The organism is Bradyrhizobium sp. 6(2017) (assembly GCF_011058295.2).
GTDB classification, from domain to species: Bacteria; Pseudomonadota; Alphaproteobacteria; order Rhizobiales; family Xanthobacteraceae; genus Bradyrhizobium; species Bradyrhizobium septentrionale.
Map to the genome: position 1 here is coordinate 6998777 of NZ_CP049289.2, position 17590 is coordinate 7016366.

Consider the following 17590-nt stretch of genomic DNA (forward strand, 5'->3'; position numbering starts at 1 on the left):
CCCGGCCCTCTCCACAAGGCGATCGTCACGCGCCGAAGCAGCGGGGCCGTGCATCCTTCGAGACGCGCGTTCCGCGCTCCTCAGGATGACGGGTTGAATGTGTGCTCAAACGAAAAACGCGGCGCCGGGGCGCCGCGTTTCCGATGCGTCGATCGCGCGCGTTCGTCAGCCCGCGACCTTGGACGCCGGCACGTCGCGCTGGCGCTTCATCACGATCTTGTTCAGCGCGCCGAGATAGGCCTTTGCGGAGGCGACCAGCGTGTCCGGATCGGCGGCGCGCGCAGTCATCGAGCGGCCCTCATGGGCGAGACGCACCGAGACTTCGGCCTGCGCGTCGGTGCCTTCAGTCACCGCGTGGACCTGATACAGCTCCAGCTTGGCCTCGTGCGGCACCAGGCGCTTGATGCAGTTGAAGACGGCGTCGACCGGGCCGTTACCCTCGGCCTCCTCGATCTTGATCTGGCCGTCGACGTCGAGCTTCATGGTCGCGCGCTGCGGGCCATGGGTGCCGGCGATCACGGTCAGCGAGGCCAGCTTGATGCGGTCGTGGGCGGCCGCCATCTCCTGGTCGACCAGCGCCTCGATGTCCTCGTCGTAGATGTCCTTCTTGCGGTCGGCGAGCGCCTTCATCCGCGTAAAGGCATCCTCCAGCTGATTGGCGCCGAGCTTGTAGCCCATCTCCTCCAGCTTGTGGATGAAGGCGTGGCGGCCGGAATGCTTGCCGAGCACCAGCGAGGACTGCTTCAGGCCGACCATCTCGGGACGCATGATCTCGTAGGTCGAGGCGTCCTTCAGCACGCCGTCCTGATGGATGCCGCTCTCATGGGCGAACGCGTTGCGGCCGACGATCGCCTTGTTGTACTGCACCGGGAACGAGGTGGCGGCCGACACCACCTTCGAGGCGCGGGTCAGCTGCGTGGAGTCGATCTTGTTCCAGTACGGAAACTTGTCGTTCCGCACATTGATCGCCATCACGATCTCTTCCAGCGCGGCGTTGCCGGCGCGCTCGCCGATGCCGTTGACGGTGCACTCGACCTGCCGGGCGCCGCCGACGATGCCGGCCAGCGAGTTCGCGACCGCCATGCCGAGGTCGTTGTGGCAATGCACCGAGAAGATCGCCTTGTCGGAGTTCGGCACGCGCTCGATCAGCGTTCGCATGAAGTGGGTGTATTCCTCCGGCACCGTGTAGCCGACGGTGTCGGGGATGTTCACCGTGGTGGCGCCGGCCTTGATCACGGCTTCGACGATCCGGCACAGATAGTCCATCTCGCTGCGGGTGCCGTCCTCGGCCGACCATTCGACGTCGTCGATCTGGTTGCGGGCGCGGGCGACCATCGCGACCGAAGTCTCGATGACCTCCTCGGGCGTCTTGTTCAACTTCACGCGCATGTGCAGCGGCGAGGTCGCGATCACGGTGTGGACGCGGCCGCGGCGGGCGAACTTCACGGCCTCCGCGCAGCGGTCGATGTCGGCCGGATGGGCGCGCGAGAGGCCGGCGATGACCGCGTTCTTGGAGCGGCGGGCGATCTCGCTGACCGCCTGGAAGTCGCCTTCCGAGGTGATCGGGAAGCCGGCCTCGATGACGTCGACGCCCATGTCATCCAGCAGTTCGGCGACCTCGAGCTTCTCCTCGAAGGTCATGGTGGCGCCGGGGCACTGCTCGCCGTCGCGCAGGGTGGTGTCGAAAATGATGACGCGGTCCTTGTCGGACTTGTTCGCGGTGGTCATGTCAGAAATTCCTTTGAGCTTTTGCGCCCGTCATGTTGCTGCTTGAGCGATTACCTGGGCGAATATCAGGGTCCGGTGATCTCGTACAAACCCCTGAGTGCCCAGGCGCAAACGCCCAGCCGGCCCTCAGGGGCAGGTAAGAAGCAGGCCGCCAATAAGCAGGGTGGGCCGCGCGGCCGGGATCGTGGCGGTAGCCTGCGCCACCTCCCCCGAAATCCCATCGATTTGGCCGCGAATCAGCATTGCCAGACCCTGTCGAGCGCCAAAATCCTCGGGCAAAACCGTTGACGGTTGGTTGCCGGGAGCGCTTACGCGCCGTCGTTCTAGACGATTATGGCAAGCCGCCGCAATGGGTAAAGATGGTCAGAGGGGTTGACCTAAAGGCGGGGCGGCGGGTTCGCTCGTGGACGCTGCACACGTGAGGGATGCACCGGCGGTAGGATTCCCTCCCCCCTTGCGGGGAGGGTTAGGGAGAGGGGTGGCCACACGACGTGCTCTCTCCATCTTCTGCCTGGATCATCACGATGCGATCGAGATTGTGAGAACGGCGGCCCTACTTGATCATCTCGCCCCCGGGGCCACCCCTCTCCCCACCCTCCCCCGCAAGGGGGGAGGGAGCCCGACCAGTCTGCTCACCTCACGAGATCGACGCCGTGAATCGTAGAATCGTAGAATGGGTAGAGCGAAGCGAAACCCATCGCCTTCCGACGTTGTCACGCCGGTCATCGCATCGTCGGCTGCGTTAGGCGCAGCGCGCGCTCGCACCCGTGCCGGGACAAGCGCAACGAAACCTGACGTACACCATGACACCATAAGCGACATCATCAGGCGCCACCCACGCCACCTACGCCGCCGGCACAATCAATCTTTGTTCAACTGGTTGCACCTAGTCTGCGGGCGGCGACCCGAGCGGACTCATTTCATGGCCGACGAGACGACCACCTGGTAGCCGCGGCGCTTTTGCCGGCGATCCAGGCGAAGACTTTTTGGTTAAGGAGATATGATGCCCGCGACGAAATTGGCCGAAGGGCTCGACCAGCGAGAAGAGTTCAACCAGCGAGAACAGCTAAACCAGCGAGAAGGGCTCAATCAGCGACAGGTCGGCTTCAATCTCTTTCTCGTCGGATTCCTGATCCTGTTCCTCGAGCTGGCCTGCATCCGCTGGTTCTCGGCCAAGGTCGTCTTCCTGCAGTTCTTCACCAACATCGTGCTGCTCGCGGCGTTCCTCGGCATGTCCTGCGGCTGCCTCGCCGCGCGGCGCAGCACCAACTGGCTAGCGCTGTTTCCGGGGCTCGCCTTCGTCACCTTCGCCACCGTGGTCGCGATCATGCTGCTGTATTCCTACTGGGGCGGGCTCGCGGTCGACGTCGGCAATCAGGCTTCGCCGCAGGAGGTGTTTTTCGGCACCGAGTATCGCAACCCCGATCTCGCCCAATTCGTCGTGCCGATCGAGGCGATCGCCGGACTGTTCTTCGTGCTGATCGCGCTGATGTTCGTCGGCCCCGGCCAGGCGCTTGGCCGCGCCTTCGACGCCTACCCCAACCGGGTCGCCGGTTATTCGCTGAACATCGGCGGCAGCCTCGCTGGCATCGTCGGGTTCTCGCTGCTGTCGTTCGCGCAGGCGCCGCCGGTGGTCTGGTTCGGCATCAGCTGCGCCGGCATCGTCTATCTGCTCTATCAGGACAAGGCGCTGTCGATCCTGCGTCTCGCGACACTGATCGTGGTGGTGGGTTTCATCGGGTTCTACACCGATCGCTCCGAGACCCATGAAAACCGCTGGTCGCCCTACTACGCCGTCGACCTCAACAAATCGAGCGGCGAAATCACCGTCAACAATATCGGCCATCAGGAAATGATGCCGTTCAGCGATCGTGGCTCGTCCTATTCGCTGATCCATCTGCTGCAGAAGCACAGCGGCGGCGCGCCGTTCAAGGACGTCATGATCATCGGCGCTGGCTCCGGCAACGATCTGGCGCACGCCTTGCGCTTCGGCGTCGACCGCATCGATGCGGTCGAGATCGATCCGGTGATCCAGAACATCGGCATCAACAACCACCCCGACAAGCCCTATCAGGATCCGCGGGTGGTGCCGCATCTCGATGACGGAAGGCATTTCCTGCGCACCACCGAACGCAAATACGATCTGGTGGTCTACGCGCTGGTCGACTCGCTAATCCTCCACAGCGGATACGCCAACATCCGCCTCGAAAGCTATCTGTTCACCGAACAGGCGTTCCAGGACGTCCGCCGCGTGCTGAAGCCGGACGGCATCTTCGTGATGTACAATTACTACCGCCAGGGCTGGATCGTGCAACGCGTCGCAGCGATGGCGAAACAGGTGTTCGGCTGCGATCCGCTGGTGCTGCCGCTGCCCTACAAGGAAACGCTGACGTCGTCGGAGGCGGTCGGCTTCACCACCATCATCGCGGGCTGCAATCCGCGCATCTCCACCGCGTTCCGCGACCGCGGCCAGTTCTGGCTGAACAGCCTGCCACCGGAGAACCTTTCGGTTGACGGCTTCGACAAGCCGCAGGACAAGGTACAGGTCAAGGCGCAAGATAAGCCGCAAGACAAGTCAGCCGCCAAGCACGGCGACTGGGTGCCGCTGGCGCCGGCGAAACTGGTGGTCGACAATGCAGGCGCCGGGCAATCGACCAGCGACGACTGGCCGTTCCTCTATGTCAGCGGCAGGCTGATCCCCGACCTGACCGTTCGCTCGATGATCCTGCTCGGCGTGCTCGGGCTTGGCCTCGTCTATCTGTTCAAGCCGAAGGGCGTCTGGCGGCCCAACAACCGGATGTTCTTCCTCGGCGCAGCCTTCATGCTGCTGGAAACCAAGGCGGTGGTGCAGATGGCGCTGCTGTTCGGCAGCACCTGGCTGGTCAACTCCGCGGTGTTCTTCACCGCGCTCGTGCTGATCCTCGCCGCCAATCTCTATGTGATCAGGGTGCCGTCGACCCGGCTGGTGCTGCACTATGCCGGACTGCTGGTGCTGCTGGCGGTCGCGGTGCTGGTGCCGCTCGACACCTTCCTGAGCGGCGGCCTCGTCTGGCGCTACGTGATCCCCTGCGCGCTGGCGCTCGGCCCGATGTTCTTCGCCGGCGTGATCTTCGCCCGCACCTTCCGCGACGAGGCCAACCCCGACCAGGCGTTCGGCTCCAACATCGCGGGATCAGTGATCGGCGGCCTCGCCGAGTCCTGCTCGACGCTACTCGGTTTCCGTTATCTCCTCATCGTGGCGATCGGGTTCTATCTCTTGTCCGCGTGGATGCCGTCGCGCAAGGGGTAGTGACGCTGCTGCTCCGTGACGACCTGACACGATACATCGTGCGAGCGTTAGGGAGTCACTGACGGTAGGGTTCCGTCCCCCCTTGCGGGGGAGGGTTAGGGAGAGGGTGGCCACACGGCACACTCTCTCGATTTGTCTCTCGACGACGCGCGATCGAAATTGCGAAGACAGCGCTCACGTCGACGATCTCGCCCAGGGCCACCCCTCTCCCCAGCCCTCTCCCGCAAGGGGGGAGGGAGCCTGACGAGCGTGCTCACATTACGTAGTTGGGCCGCGAGCGAGAAAAAACGCGGCGCTAGTTCTTCGCAGTGCTACTTCTTCACAGCCACCTTCTTCTCCGCCGCGCCGCCCTTGCCTTCCGCATCCAGCGCGGCGCGGACGCGCTTGAATTCGCTTAAGTCGGCCTTGTCGACCTCGGGGAATTTCAGCTCGAGCCGGTCGAGCGCATTGACGATGGTCGAGCCGATCACGACGCGGGCGAACCATTTGTGGTCGGCGGGCACGATGTGCCAGGGCGCTTCCTTGGTCGCGGTGTGGTGGATCATGTCCTGATAGGCGGCCTGATACTTGGCCCACAGCGCGCGCTCGGAAATGTCGGCCATCGAGAACTTCCAGTTCTTGGCCGGCTCCTCGAGCCGGGCGAGGAAGCGCTGACGCTGCTCCTCCTTGGAGACGTTAAGGAAGAATTTCAGGATCATGGTGCCGTTGCGCGACAGATAGCGCTCGATCGCGGCGATGTCCTCAAAACGCTCGCGCCAGATGTTCTTGGTGACGAGGCGCTTCGGAATCTTCTGCTTGGCGAGCACGTCGGCGTGCACCCGCACCACGAGACACTCCTCGTAGTAGGAGCGGTTGAAGATGCCGATGCGGCCGCGCTCCGGCAGCGCGATCATGGCGCGCCACATGAAGTCGTGGTCGAGCTCCCTGGTCGACGGCTGCTTGAAGGAGGAGACCTCGCAGCCCTGCGGGTTGACGCCCTCGAACACACTCTTGATCGCCGAATCCTTGCCGGCGGCGTCCATGCCCTGGAAGATCAGCAGCAACGACCAGCGGTCCTGGGCGTAGAGCTTCTCCTGGTAGTCGTTCAGCCGCTTGCGGTTGGCCTCGATGATCTTGCCGCCGGCATCCTTGTCGATGCCGCCCTTCTCGGCGGTCGGGTAAGATTTGAGATGAAACTCGCTCGAACCGTCGAAGCGGAACGGTGCGACGTAGGGTTTCAGTTCATCGGCGAGCGATGGGGGCGATTTGTTGCTCATGACCTCTCGACGGCTTGCGTGGCGATTTGACCAGGTCGATCACGCTACCAAGAATGCCCTTGGGCAGGAAGATGATGAAAAGCACCAGCAGCACGCCATAGACCAGATTGTCCCAGCCGACCGCCTTGGTGCCGAAGCCGATGCGCAGCACCTCGGCCAGCACGATGGTGATAACGGCGCCGACCGTGGGCCCCAGCGCGACATAGACGCCGCCGACGATCGCCGCAAACACCATCTGCAGGGAGACTGCGATGCCGCTCACCGTGTCGGGCGAGATGAACATCTGGTACTGGCAATAGAGCGCGCCGGCGAGCGCGGTCATCAGTGCGCTGATCAGGGTGATCTTGAGCTTCTCCGCGGTGACGTTGACGCCGGCCGCGGCGGCGGCGTCTTCATCCTCCGAGATCGCCTCCATGGCGTGGCGGATCATGCTGCGGTCGATCGCGCGCCAGATCACGAGGCCCAGAACCCAGACCGCGAGCGCGATCAGATACCAGGTGATCTTGTCGTCGAACTGCAGCGCGAACAGGCCCTTGCCGCTCGGCGCGCGCTGCGGCGTATAGCCGAGCGAACCGCCGGTATAGTCGCGGGTCGCGGTGATGACCTGGAGCACGATGCCCGACAGCGCCAGGGTCACCAGCACGAAATAATGCCCGGTGATGCGGAAGCGGAAGCAGGGATAGGCCACGATCAGCGCGAGCACGCCCGCGGTTGCCATGCTCAGGGGAATGCCGATCCAGGGCGAGACGCCGAGGTGGTTCCAAAGCAGCGCGGTGACATAGGCGCCGATGCCCATGAAACCGCCATGGCCGAGCGAGACCAGGCCGAAGCGGCCCATGATCGACCATGAAGTGTAGGCGAACGACCAGATCAGGATCAGCACCAGCACGTGCAGATGATAGGGATCGCGGTGCACGAAGGGCAACGCGACCAGCGCAATCAGCGCGACGACCCAGAAGGCGAGCTTGCTGTTCACGAGCGCCTCGCCAACAGGCCCGCGGGCCGGATGAACATCATGACGATGAAGAAGGCGAAAGCAAGCACGTAGCCCCATTCGAGATCGGAGAACAGGCCGCCGAGCGAGATGATCTCGGCGAACACGAAGGCGGCGATGAAGCCGCCGATGAAATTGCCGAGCCCGCCGAGCACGCAGATCAGGAAGGTGATCGGCCCGAACGACAGGCCGACGAACGGATGCACGTCATATTGCAGCACCAGGAGGCAGGCGGCGAGGCCGGCGAGCCCGCCGCCGATCGCCGAGGTGACGAGATAGATCCGCCTGGGATCGACGCCCATCAGCGGCATGATCTGGCGGTCCTGCGCGATGGCGCGGATCGCGGTGCCGGTGAAGGTGCGGGTCAGGAACAGATAGACGCCGATCATGCCGACCAGCGCCGCGCCGAACGACAATAGTCGTGCGTAACTGAAATTCATCTCGCCGAGCGCAAGCACCGGCAGGCGGATGCCGAGATTGCGGAAGTCGATGCCGAAGGCGACGGTGGCAAAGCTTTGCAGGATGAACAGCACGCCGCCGGTGGCGAGCAGCTGGTTGATCGGCGGCGCGGTCAGCAAGGGCGCGATGACCAGGAAATGCAGCGCGGCCCCCAACAACGCCACCAGCAGGATGACGAGCGGCGCCGCCGCCCAGTACGGCAAATGATAATACTGCACGAGATAGTACATGCCGTACATGCCGATCATCACGAGCTCGGCGTAGCAGATCCAGGTGACGTCGATGACGCCGAAGATCAGGTTGAGCCCAAGCGCCAGCAGCGCCAGCACGCCGCCAAGCAGGATGCCGTTGATCACGGCTTCCAGCAGGTAGATGTCGAAGATGTCGAGGAAGGATTGCATGGCTGCTGTCTTTCTTACCTCTCCCGCTTGCAGGGGAGGTCGGCGCGCGAGAGCGCGCCGGGTGGGGGCTCCCTCCGCGATACGACTCGTGGAGAGACCCCCACCCCGGCCCTCCCCCGCAAGCGGGAGAGGGAGAACGCCGATCGAGTGAATGCAATCATCCCCTATACCCCGAGATACGCCTGCTTGATGGTGTCGCTCGCTGCGAGCTCCGCCGCTGTGCCGGCGGCGCGGATGCTGCCGGCTTCCAGCAGATAGGCGCGGTCGACGACGCGCAGCACCTGCTGCACGTTCTGCTCGACGATCAACACCGTCAGCCCGCTGGCGCGGATGCGCTTGACCAGCTCGAACACCTGCTGCACCACGACCGGCGCGAGCCCGGCCGACGGCTCGTCGAGCAGCAGCAGCTTCGGATTCGACATCAGCGCGCGGCCGATCGCGCACATCTGCTGCTCGCCGCCCGACATGGTGCCGGCCATCTGGTGCTGCCGCTCCTTCATGCGCGGAAACAGCTCGAACACGAAGTCGAGCCGCTCGGCGTAATGCGCGCGGGCGCCCGGCATGTAGGCGCCCATCTTCAGATTGTCTGATACCGTGAGCCGCGGAAACAGCCGACGATTTTCCGGCACATGCGCGATCCCGAGGCTGACGATGCGATGCGGCGGCGTCGCGACGACGTCGGTGCCTTCCATCGCGATGGTGCCTTTGATCGGACGGATCAATCCGGAGATCACGCGCATCAGGGTGGTCTTGCCGGCGCCGTTCGGGCCGATCACGCCGACCGCCTCGCCCGCCCGGACGTCGAGGCTGACGTCGAACAGCGCCTGGAAGCTGCCATAACCTGCATCGATCGATTTCAGTTCCAGCATGCCGCTCACGCCCCGATCCGGCGGCGCGCCTGCTCGGCGACGGCGGCAGCCAGGCTCGCGTCGGCATCGGTGCCGAGATAGACCTCGATCACGCGCGGATTGCCGGCGACATCGGCCGGCAGCCCTTCGGCGATCTTCTCGCCGTGATCAAGCACCATCACGCGATCGACCACGCGCATCAACACGCCCATGATGTGCTCGACCCAGATGATGGTGATGCCGAGCTCGTCGCGGATCCGGCGCAGCATGTCGGCGGCCGCGTCCATCTCGGTCTCGTCGAGTCCGCCGAGGCTTTCATCCGCGAGCAGGAGTTTCGGGCCTGTGGCGAGCGCTTTTGCCAGTTCGAGCTTCTTCAATCCGGCAGCGCCTAAGCCCTCGACGCTGCTGTGGCGATCGGTCGGTAGCCCAACCATCGCCAGTGCGCGTTCGGCCGCCTCCTCGGCCTTGGCGCGGCTGTGACGGCCCTGGCCGTAGAAGCCGGCAAGCACGACATTCTCGAAAATGCTGAGGCGATGGAACGGCCGCGGGATCTGGAAGGTGCGGCCGATGCCGCCGACGATGATGCGATGCGGGGCCAGCCCCGCGATCTCGCGGCCGTCGAACAGGATCGAGCCCTCGGTCGGCGGCAAGGTGCCCGACAGCATGTTGAAGATCGTGCTCTTGCCTGAGCCGTTCGGGCCGATCAGGCCGAGGATCTCGCCCTGCGCGACGCGGAACGAGACGCTGTTGACGGCGCAAAAGCCGCCAAACCGCTTGACCAGGCCTTCGACGGCGAGCACGGCGGTCCCTTTCGCGAGCGAACTATTTGTAGCTGTAGGTGGTGCCGGCCGGCAGCGGCAGCTCGGTCTCACGCTGCATCTGGCTCTTCGGCCACACCACATAGGATTTGTCGTCGATATATTGCAGCACCACCGGGAACGAGCGTTCGTTCTGCCCGGCGAACTGCTCGCCCTCGCCGAAGAATTTCACGCCGTAGCCGAGCATGGTGCCGCCCTCGGGAATGTCGGTGTCGAGCGCGGCCTTGCGCAGCGCGTCCGGATCGACGCCGCCATATTTCTTGATTGCGCGCGGCAGCACGTCGTCGAAGAACACATAGGCGTTGGATGCGCCGATGCCGACATGGGCGGAGCGGATCGGTACGCCCGGCTTGAGCTTGTCGAATTCCTCGCCGACCATCTTGATGACCGGCGGGAGCTTGGGATCCATGCCCTTCTGGTTGGCGAGCCAGATCGAGATCGGGTCGGTGTTGAAGAGATAGTTGGCGTCGGCGCCGAGGCCTTCCTTCAGCTTCTCATAGACGCCATAGCCCGCGCCATGGCCGACGATGGCGCCGAATTTCAGCCCCTGCTCGCGCGCCTGACGGAATAACAGGGTGATGTCCGGATTGTAGCCGGTGTGGAAGATCACGTCGGGCTTGGCGCGCTTCAGCTTCGTGACCAGCGCCGACAGGTCGGGCGCGGTCGCCGAATAGCCCTCCTTGAGCACGATATTGAAACCGGCCTTCTTCGCGCCGGCCTCGTTGCCCTTGGCGACGTCGACGCCATAGGCGCCGTCCTCGTGGATGATCGCGACGCGGAGGTCCTTCGGCTCCTTGCCGAACTTGGACATCGAATATTGCGCGATGAAGTCGGTCGTCATCATGCCGTACTGGTTGCCGGCGGCCTGCGGACGGAACACGTATTTGTAGTTCTTGCCGTCGAACACGCCTGAGGAGATGCAGGTCGTGATCCACATGAATCTCTTCATCTGCTCGACCCGGGCCGAGACCGGCACGCATTGCGCCGAGGAGAAGAAGCCCATCACCAGGTCGACCTTCTCCTGCTCGAGCAGGCGGACGGCCTCGTTGATGGCGATGTCGGGCTTGCTCTGCGCGTCGGCGTAGACCGCCTCGACCTTGTAGCCCTCGACGCCGGTCTTGACGTAGTGGTCGAGCATGATCTTGACGCCGGTATATTGCAGCTCGGAGCCGCCGCCGGCGAGCGGGCCGGTCAGATCGAAGATCACGCCGATCTTGATCTTCTTGTCCTGCGCATGCGCCGCATTGGCCACGCCGAGCGCCGCAATCGCAACAGACAGACCCGCGAGCCAGCGGGCAGCCCTCCTGACCGGCATGAATCCCTCCCCAGAGATTGTGCACTGCATTTTTTGTTGTCGTGCCGCCCTATCACAGGGGGAGCGGCCGATGATGTCAAGCGCGATGGCTGCGTCCGCACGGCGCAGGCCTGCGTAAACTTTCGGCGGAGCATCGCGGACGCGCGGCGCCGGCGCGGGTGCTCATCCTACCCGCGGCCGCTTTGCCCTCAAATCAAAAAAGGCCACCCTGTGGGTGGCCTTCTGGTTCACTTTTGCAGGCTTGCGGCGAACAGCTTGGCGGCTTCGGCCTTCGATTCCTGATCGGCCTTGGCATCGTATCTGAGCGGCAAATTGAACTTCTTGCCGAGCTCGGTGGCTTCCGGGTTGGTGAACGCGTGCACGGCGCCGGGATACTCGATGATGCGGTAATCGGCCTTCGCTGCGTCGAAATCCTTCTTCAGAGCATCGTACTGCTCAAGCTTCACGAACGGGTCGTCGGCGCCGTTCAGAATCAGGATTTTCGCCTTGACGGCTCCCGGCGCCGGCGCGGGCGTGTTGAGACCAAGTGTAGCGTGAAAGCCCGCAACGGCGGCGAGATCGGCACCGGCACGCGCCATGTTCAGCACCACCGCGCCGCCGAAGCAGTAACCGACGGCGCCGATCCGCTGCGGATTGACCGAGGCCTGCTTGGCGAGCTGCTCGCGCGCGGCGTTGAACCGCTGCTCCATCACCTTCGGGTTCTTCATCACCGAGCCAGAGAGCGCGCCGGCGTCCTTCGGGTTGTCGGCGGTCTTGGCGTCGCCGTACATGTCCGCGATGAAGGCCGTGTAGCCCTGCTCCGCGAACTTCCGCGCCTCAGTATGGATATGCGGGGTGATGCCCCACCATTCGTGCACCATGACGATGCCGGGCCGCTTGGCCTGGGTGGCGTCGTCATAGACGACAAAGCCCTTCATCGTGGTCTCGCCGTCCGTGTAGGTGACCGGCTCTTCCTTCACGGCAGCGTGTGCGCTCGCGACCATTGCGATGGCGCAAAGTGCTCCCATTATGCTTGTTCGCATGTTTGACCTCCTGCGGGTTTGGCACAACACTACATTGGCATGCCAACGATTCCTGCGCTAGGCTTTGAACAGCGGTGCTCGCTAGGGCCGCTCCATGCCGGCCCGCTTGATTGCCGCGAGTAAAATTTCGGTGTCCGAGGACAGAAAATCGATCAGGCGCCTGGCTGCTTCCGGCGCCTTGGAGTCGCTGACCACAGCGGCTGTGAAGGTTTGGACAAGCTGGAGATCTGGCGGCAGCAGACCAACCAGTTCAATGCCGTGCTCTTGAACCAGTTCGCTGGTCGGGCCGATCGAGAGATTTGCCTTGCCTGCCCTGAGCGCTTCGGCCGCCTCAGTGCCACGCGCCTCGAGGGTGAGCCTGACCGAGTCCGGCATGTTCAGCTTTGGGAAAACCTTGTCGCGGAAATACTGTCCGCTCGTGCTGCTTGGCGCCACGATTTGGCCCGCGTCGATCAAGGCTTTCCTGAGCGCGATAGCATTGCCGATATCCGGCTTCGGCGAGCCTGCCCGAACCGCGGCGGCCAGAGGCGCCGTCGCCAATCCGGCTTCGGATCTCGCACGAATCCGTCCGTCTTCGTTGAGCTTTCGAAGTCCCTCTCGCGACAGGATCACCACGTCCGCTTTGATGCCGTTGGCAAGCTGATGCCTGATCGTTTTCGGACCGATGCCCTCCGACGCGCCAGATCCGGTTTCCACCCTGATGCCGGTGCTTCGCTCGAATTCAGGCAGGACTTCCCGGTAGACCGCGGCGAAACCGCCCGAAATGATGACCTTGATCGTTGCGGGGGTGTCGGAGATTGCCGGCGCCGATGCCGCGGCAGCGGTGGGTTGCTCGATCATTGCATCTTCCTTGCTTACTGAGGTGAAACTAGCATTACCGGACTAGCCGACAAGCCAGTTGGTTCAGCCAGTTGGTTCTCACGGCGACTGGCTCCAACCGATCCCGGTTTGGCACGGTTACCAGACGCGCCAAGCATTTTCACTCAGCCGCGATCGCCGCTTCGACCGGGCGCGGAGCGACCGTGCGGGCTCGGCGGCGGCTGAAGCGGTGCAGCGCGAGGTAGACCACCGGCGTCGTGTAGAGCGTGAGGAATTGCGACACCAGCAGGCCGCCGACGATCGCATATCCGAGCGGCTGGCGGATCTCCGCGCCGGTCCCGTGCCCGAGCGCAAGCGGCAGGGCGCCGAGCAGCGCCGCGAACGTCGTCATCATGATCGGGCGGAAGCGCTTTAACGCCGCCTGGAAGATCGCCTCCTCCGGATCCATAGCCTCGGTCTGCTCGGCATGAATTGCAAAATCGATCATCATGATGGCGTTCTTCTTGACGATGCCGATCAACAGGATGATGCCGATCAGCGCGATGACGCTGAGCTCGAGGTTGAACGCCATCAGGACGAGAAGCGCGCCGACGCCAGCCGAAGGGATCGTCGAAAGGATCGTGATTGGATGGATCAGGCTCTCATAGAGCGCACCCAGGATGATATAAACCGCGATCAGCGCCGCGAGGATCAGGAGAGGCTGGGTCTTGAGCGAGTCCTGAAAGGCCTGGGCATTGCCCTGGAAGGTGGTGATCAGGGTGGCCGGGACGTTGAGGTCGTGCTTTGCCTTCTCGATCGCCTCGACGGCCTGTCCGAGTGCTGTGCCCGCAGCCAGGTTGAACGACAGCGTGATCGCGGGGAACTGGCTCTGATGGCTGACCGATAGCGACCGCACCGTGCGCTTTTGTTCGACCAGCGCGCTCAGCGGCACCTGCCGCCCGCTGCTGGACGGCACGTAGATCAGATCGAGCGCGCCAGGATCGAGCTGGAATTGCGGATCGACCTCCAGGATCACCCAATAGCTGTTTTGCTGCGTGAAGAATTGCGCGACCTTGCGCTGTCCGAACGCATCGTAGAGCGTGTCGTCGATCGCCTGCGTGGCAACGCCGAGCCGTGATGCCGTATCTCGATTGATCTCGAGCCGCAGGGTCGGACCGGCGATCTGCTGGTCGGTCGCGACGTCGCGCAGCAACGAAATTCCCTGCAAGGTGCGAAGCAGGATCGGCGCCCAGTGATCGAGCTCGTCGAGATCGCTGTCCTGGAGCGTGAGTTGATACTGCGTGCGGCTCGCGCGCCCGCCGACATTGATGTCCTGCGACGCCTGCATGAACAGCGCAACACCCTGCACGGCGGCAAGCTTCGGCCGCAGCCGGTCGATGATCTGGCTCGCGCTGGCATCGCGCTGGTTGCGCGGCTTGAGATTGATGAACATGCGGCCGTTATTCATGGTCTGGTTGACGCCGCCGACGCCGACCGCGGACATCACGCCGTCGATACCGGGATCAGCCATTAGAATACGCTCCAGCTGCGACTGCCGCTCCAGCATGGCTGGATAGGAAACGTCCTGCGAGGATTCCGATACGGCGACGATGAATCCGGTGTCCTGCTGCGGAAAGAAGCCCTTCGGAATCAGGACATAGAGATAGCCGGTCAGGATGATGGTCGCGATGGTCGCAGTCAGCGTGAGCCGCCGGTGACGCAGCACCCAGCGCAGGCCGGATTCGTAAACCGCGAGCATGCCATCGAAGAACTTCTCGCTGAAAGCGTAAAGCCGGCCGTGCCGCTTGCCCTTTTCGTCCTGTAACAGTTGCGCACACATCATCGGCGTCAGCGTCAGCGAGATGACGGTCGACACCAGGATCGCCACGCTCACCGTGACGGCAAATTCGCGGAACAGCCGCCCGATGATGCCGCCCATCAGCAATACCGGAATGAACACCGCGATCAGCGACAGGCTCATCGAGATGATGGTGAAGCCGATTTCGCGCGAACCCTTCAGCGCCGCCGCAAGCGGTGAGTAGCCCTGTTCCAGGTAGCGCGCCACATTCTCAACCATCACGATCGCGTCGTCGACGACGAATCCTGTCGCGATCGTCAACGCCATCAGTGAAAGGTTGTCGAGGCTGTAGCCGAGGACATACATCACCGCGAATGTGCCGACCAGCGACAGCGGAACGGTGATGCCGGGGATCAGGGTGGCCCAGGCGTTGCGCAGGAATAGAAAGATCACCATCACCACCAGCGCGATGGTCAGCATCAGCGTGAACTGAACCTCCTCGACCGAGGCGCGGATGGTCTGGGTGCGGTCGGTAACGATATGGACGTCGACGGCCGACGGGAGCGAAGCCTTCAGTCGCGGCAACGCCGCCTTGATGTGCTGGACGGTGTCGATGACGTTGGCGCCGGGTTGCCGCTGAATGATGAGAATGGCCGACGGTTGTCCATTAAAGGTGCCGGACCCGCGAATATTTTCGGCGCCATCCACCACGGTGCTGACGTCGCCGAGCCGGACTGGCGAGCCGTTGCGCCAGGCTACGATGACCGGCCGGTAGCCCGCAGCATTGAACAACTGATCGTTGTTCTCAAGCGTAAAGCCTTGGCGCTGGCCGTTCAGCGTGCCCTTGGGCGCGTTGAGCGTGGCGGTCGCGATCGCCGACCGCAGATCCTCGAGGCTCAGGCCGCGGCCAGCGAGTTCGAGCGGGTTGGCTTCGACGCGCACGGCGGGCTTTTGTGCGCCGGCGATCAGCACGGCAGCGACCCCGTCGACCTGAGAAAGTTGCTGCGCGAAGATGTTGTCGGCAAGGTCGCTGACCGTCGTCATCGGCAGCGTGTCCGAGGTCATCGCCAGTACCATCACCGGCGGGTCCGACGGATTGGTCTTCCGATAGGTCGGCGGTGACGGCAAATTCTTCGGCAACTGCCCGCCGGCGGCGTTGATCGCGGCCTGCACGTCCTGCCCGGCGGCGTCGATGTTGCGGGCAAGGTCGAACTGGATCGAGATCACCGATATTCCAATGCCGCTCACGGAGGTGAGCTGGGCTACGCCCGACATCTGCGCCAGCTGCCGCTCCAGCGGGCTTGCCACCGAGGAGGCCATCGTCTCCGGGCTCGTGCCCGGCAACTGGGCCGTCACTTGAATGGTGGGAAAGTCGACCTGCGGCAGTGGCGCGACCGGCAACAGCAAATAGGCGACGAGGCCGACCATTGCGAGACCCGACATCGCCAGCGCAGTTGCGATCGGACGTCGGATAAAGGGTTCGGAAATATTCATCGCGCGCCGCCTTGTTCCCGACCTTGGGCCGTGGACGCGGCGCGTTCCCGCGCGGGAGCTACCGGCGCGGCCGCGGTCACGACGCGTGCGCCGGGCCGGAGCTTGTAGTGGCCGTCGACGACGACGGTTTCATGGGCAGCGAGGCCGCTCTCGATCAGCGCCTCGCCGTTGCTGCTGGCGGCGATCCGCACGGGGTGGGTCTCGACCGTGGAATCCGGCCGGACGACGAAGGCGTAGCTGCCGTTAGGTCCCGATTGCAGCGCGGATTCCGGCACGACCGGCCCGCGGCGGACGCCGAGCAGCAGGCGGGCGCTGACGAATTGGCCGGGCCAAAGCCGCCCGTCGAGATTTTGAAAGATCGCCTTGAGCCGGATCGAGCCGGTGCCTTGATCAATCTGGTTGTCGATCAGTTCGAGACGGCCTTCGGCAAGCTTGATGCGGTCGTCCTGACCATAGGCCGATACGACAAGCGCGCCGCCCCGCATCGCATTGACGATCTCCGGGAGATATTTCTGCGGCAAGGTGAAGATCACGCCGATCGGCGCCACTTGTGTGACGACGACAAGTCCGCCCGGATCGGAGGCATGGACAATGTTGCCCTGATCGATCAGGCGGATGCCGGTGCGGCCGGCGAGCGGCGAGACGATCGTTGTATACCCCAGCTGCAGGCGCGCATTGTCAATCACCGCCTGATCATGCGCGATCGCAGCTTGATACTGTGCGACCAGCGCCTCCTGGGTATCGACGCTCTGGCGGGTGGCGAACTCCTTGACCACGAGCTTGCTGTAACGCTCCAGATCACGCCTGGCATTGGCGAGCAGCGCTTCGTCGCGCGCCTTATCGGCCTCGGCTTGATGCAGTTGCGCCTCATAAGGGCGCGGATCGATCTGCGCTATCAGGTCGCCGACCTGTACATCCTGGCCTTCACGAAAGGCGATCCTTTGCACCTCGCCATCGACGCGCACTTTCACGGTCACGGTGTTGTAGGCCTGGACCGTGCCTAGTCCCACGCGCGAAATCGCGAACTCCTGATCCTTCACCACACCGGTCGTCACCGGCACGGGCCGGGCAAGCGCGGGATTCGCGGCTGGCTTCATGGCGCTGGACGGAATGCCTTCGCGCCACAGATAAGTGCCTGATACCGCAAGCGCGGCTGCAGACAGGCCCGCAATCCATAATCTAGGAACGTTCATCGTGTTGTCCTGTCATGGAAGGGGCTGACTTGCTCATCCCTCCGCTGGCGCTTCCTTGGGAACCGGATTATTATTTATACGACGTATAACTTATACGGCGTAAAAGCAAGGCTGATGCCGCAAAACGCCGATCAGGGGGCTTGGCTCACAGGATCTTGAAGGCCGCCGACACCCTGT

Annotated in this window: 12 protein-coding genes; 1 reads left to right on the forward strand and 11 read right to left on the reverse strand. The window is 63.6% G+C overall.

Annotated elements, in window-relative coordinates; all coding sequences use genetic code 11:
* Positions 1–165: 165 nt before the first annotated feature.
* A complete protein-coding gene (locus G6P99_RS33185; RefSeq protein WP_029078778.1) occupies positions 166–1728 on the reverse strand; it encodes a 2-isopropylmalate synthase in 1563 nt (520 codons plus the stop codon).
* A 1003-nt stretch (positions 1729–2731) separates the two neighbouring features.
* On the opposite strand from G6P99_RS33185, the gene G6P99_RS33190 reads away from it, so the two are divergent.
* Positions 2732–5017 (forward strand): hypothetical protein, encoded by a 2286-nt coding sequence (locus G6P99_RS33190; protein ID WP_198031127.1) that lies wholly within the window; start codon positions 2732–2734, stop codon positions 5015–5017.
* 311 nt (positions 5018–5328) lie between these two features.
* Here G6P99_RS33190 and G6P99_RS33195 read toward each other — a convergent pair whose 3' ends face one another.
* The 10 genes from G6P99_RS33195 to G6P99_RS33240 form a co-directional block, all read right to left on the reverse strand.
* Positions 5329–6273, reverse strand: coding sequence for a polyphosphate kinase 2 family protein (locus G6P99_RS33195; RefSeq protein ID WP_029078780.1), 945 nt, complete (start codon positions 6271–6273; stop codon positions 5329–5331).
* Complete coding sequence (locus tag G6P99_RS33200) at positions 6239–7249, reverse strand: branched-chain amino acid ABC transporter permease (protein ID WP_029078781.1); 1011 nt, start codon at positions 7247–7249, stop codon at positions 6239–6241. The genes G6P99_RS33195 and G6P99_RS33200 overlap by 35 nt, the downstream gene beginning before the upstream one ends.
* Positions 7246–8127: a branched-chain amino acid ABC transporter permease gene (locus G6P99_RS33205; protein ID WP_029078782.1), complete on the reverse strand. Its 882-nt coding sequence runs from the start codon at positions 8125–8127 to the stop codon at positions 7246–7248. Before G6P99_RS33205 ends, G6P99_RS33200 begins: the two co-directional genes overlap by 4 nt.
* 164 nt (positions 8128–8291) lie before the next feature.
* Positions 8292–8996: an ABC transporter ATP-binding protein gene (locus G6P99_RS33210; protein ID WP_029078783.1), complete on the reverse strand. Its 705-nt coding sequence runs from the start codon at positions 8994–8996 to the stop codon at positions 8292–8294.
* Positions 8997–9001: 5 nt separating this feature from the next.
* A complete protein-coding gene (locus G6P99_RS33215; protein ID WP_029078784.1) occupies positions 9002–9775 on the reverse strand; it encodes an ABC transporter ATP-binding protein in 774 nt (257 codons plus the stop codon).
* Between the two features lie 22 nt (positions 9776–9797).
* Complete coding sequence (locus G6P99_RS33220; protein ID WP_165125022.1) at positions 9798–11108, reverse strand: ABC transporter substrate-binding protein; 1311 nt, start codon at positions 11106–11108, stop codon at positions 9798–9800.
* Between the two features lie 227 nt (positions 11109–11335).
* Positions 11336–12130 carry a dienelactone hydrolase family protein gene (locus G6P99_RS33225; RefSeq protein ID WP_029078786.1) on the reverse strand — a complete coding sequence of 265 codons (795 nt, stop codon included), beginning with the start codon at positions 12128–12130 and terminating at the stop codon, positions 11336–11338.
* Positions 12131–12211: 81 nt separating this feature from the next.
* Positions 12212–12970 carry a substrate-binding domain-containing protein gene (locus tag G6P99_RS33230; RefSeq protein ID WP_029078787.1) on the reverse strand — a complete coding sequence of 253 codons (759 nt, stop codon included), beginning with the start codon at positions 12968–12970 and terminating at the stop codon, positions 12212–12214.
* 139 nt (positions 12971–13109) lie between these two features.
* Entirely contained in the window at positions 13110–16220 is a 3111-nt protein-coding gene (locus tag G6P99_RS33235) for a multidrug efflux RND transporter permease subunit (protein WP_029078788.1), read from the reverse strand.
* Positions 16217–17413: an efflux RND transporter periplasmic adaptor subunit gene (locus tag G6P99_RS33240; protein WP_246709682.1), complete on the reverse strand. Its 1197-nt coding sequence runs from the start codon at positions 17411–17413 to the stop codon at positions 16217–16219. The genes G6P99_RS33235 and G6P99_RS33240 overlap by 4 nt, the downstream gene beginning before the upstream one ends.
* Between the last annotated feature and the right edge of the window lie 177 nt (positions 17414–17590).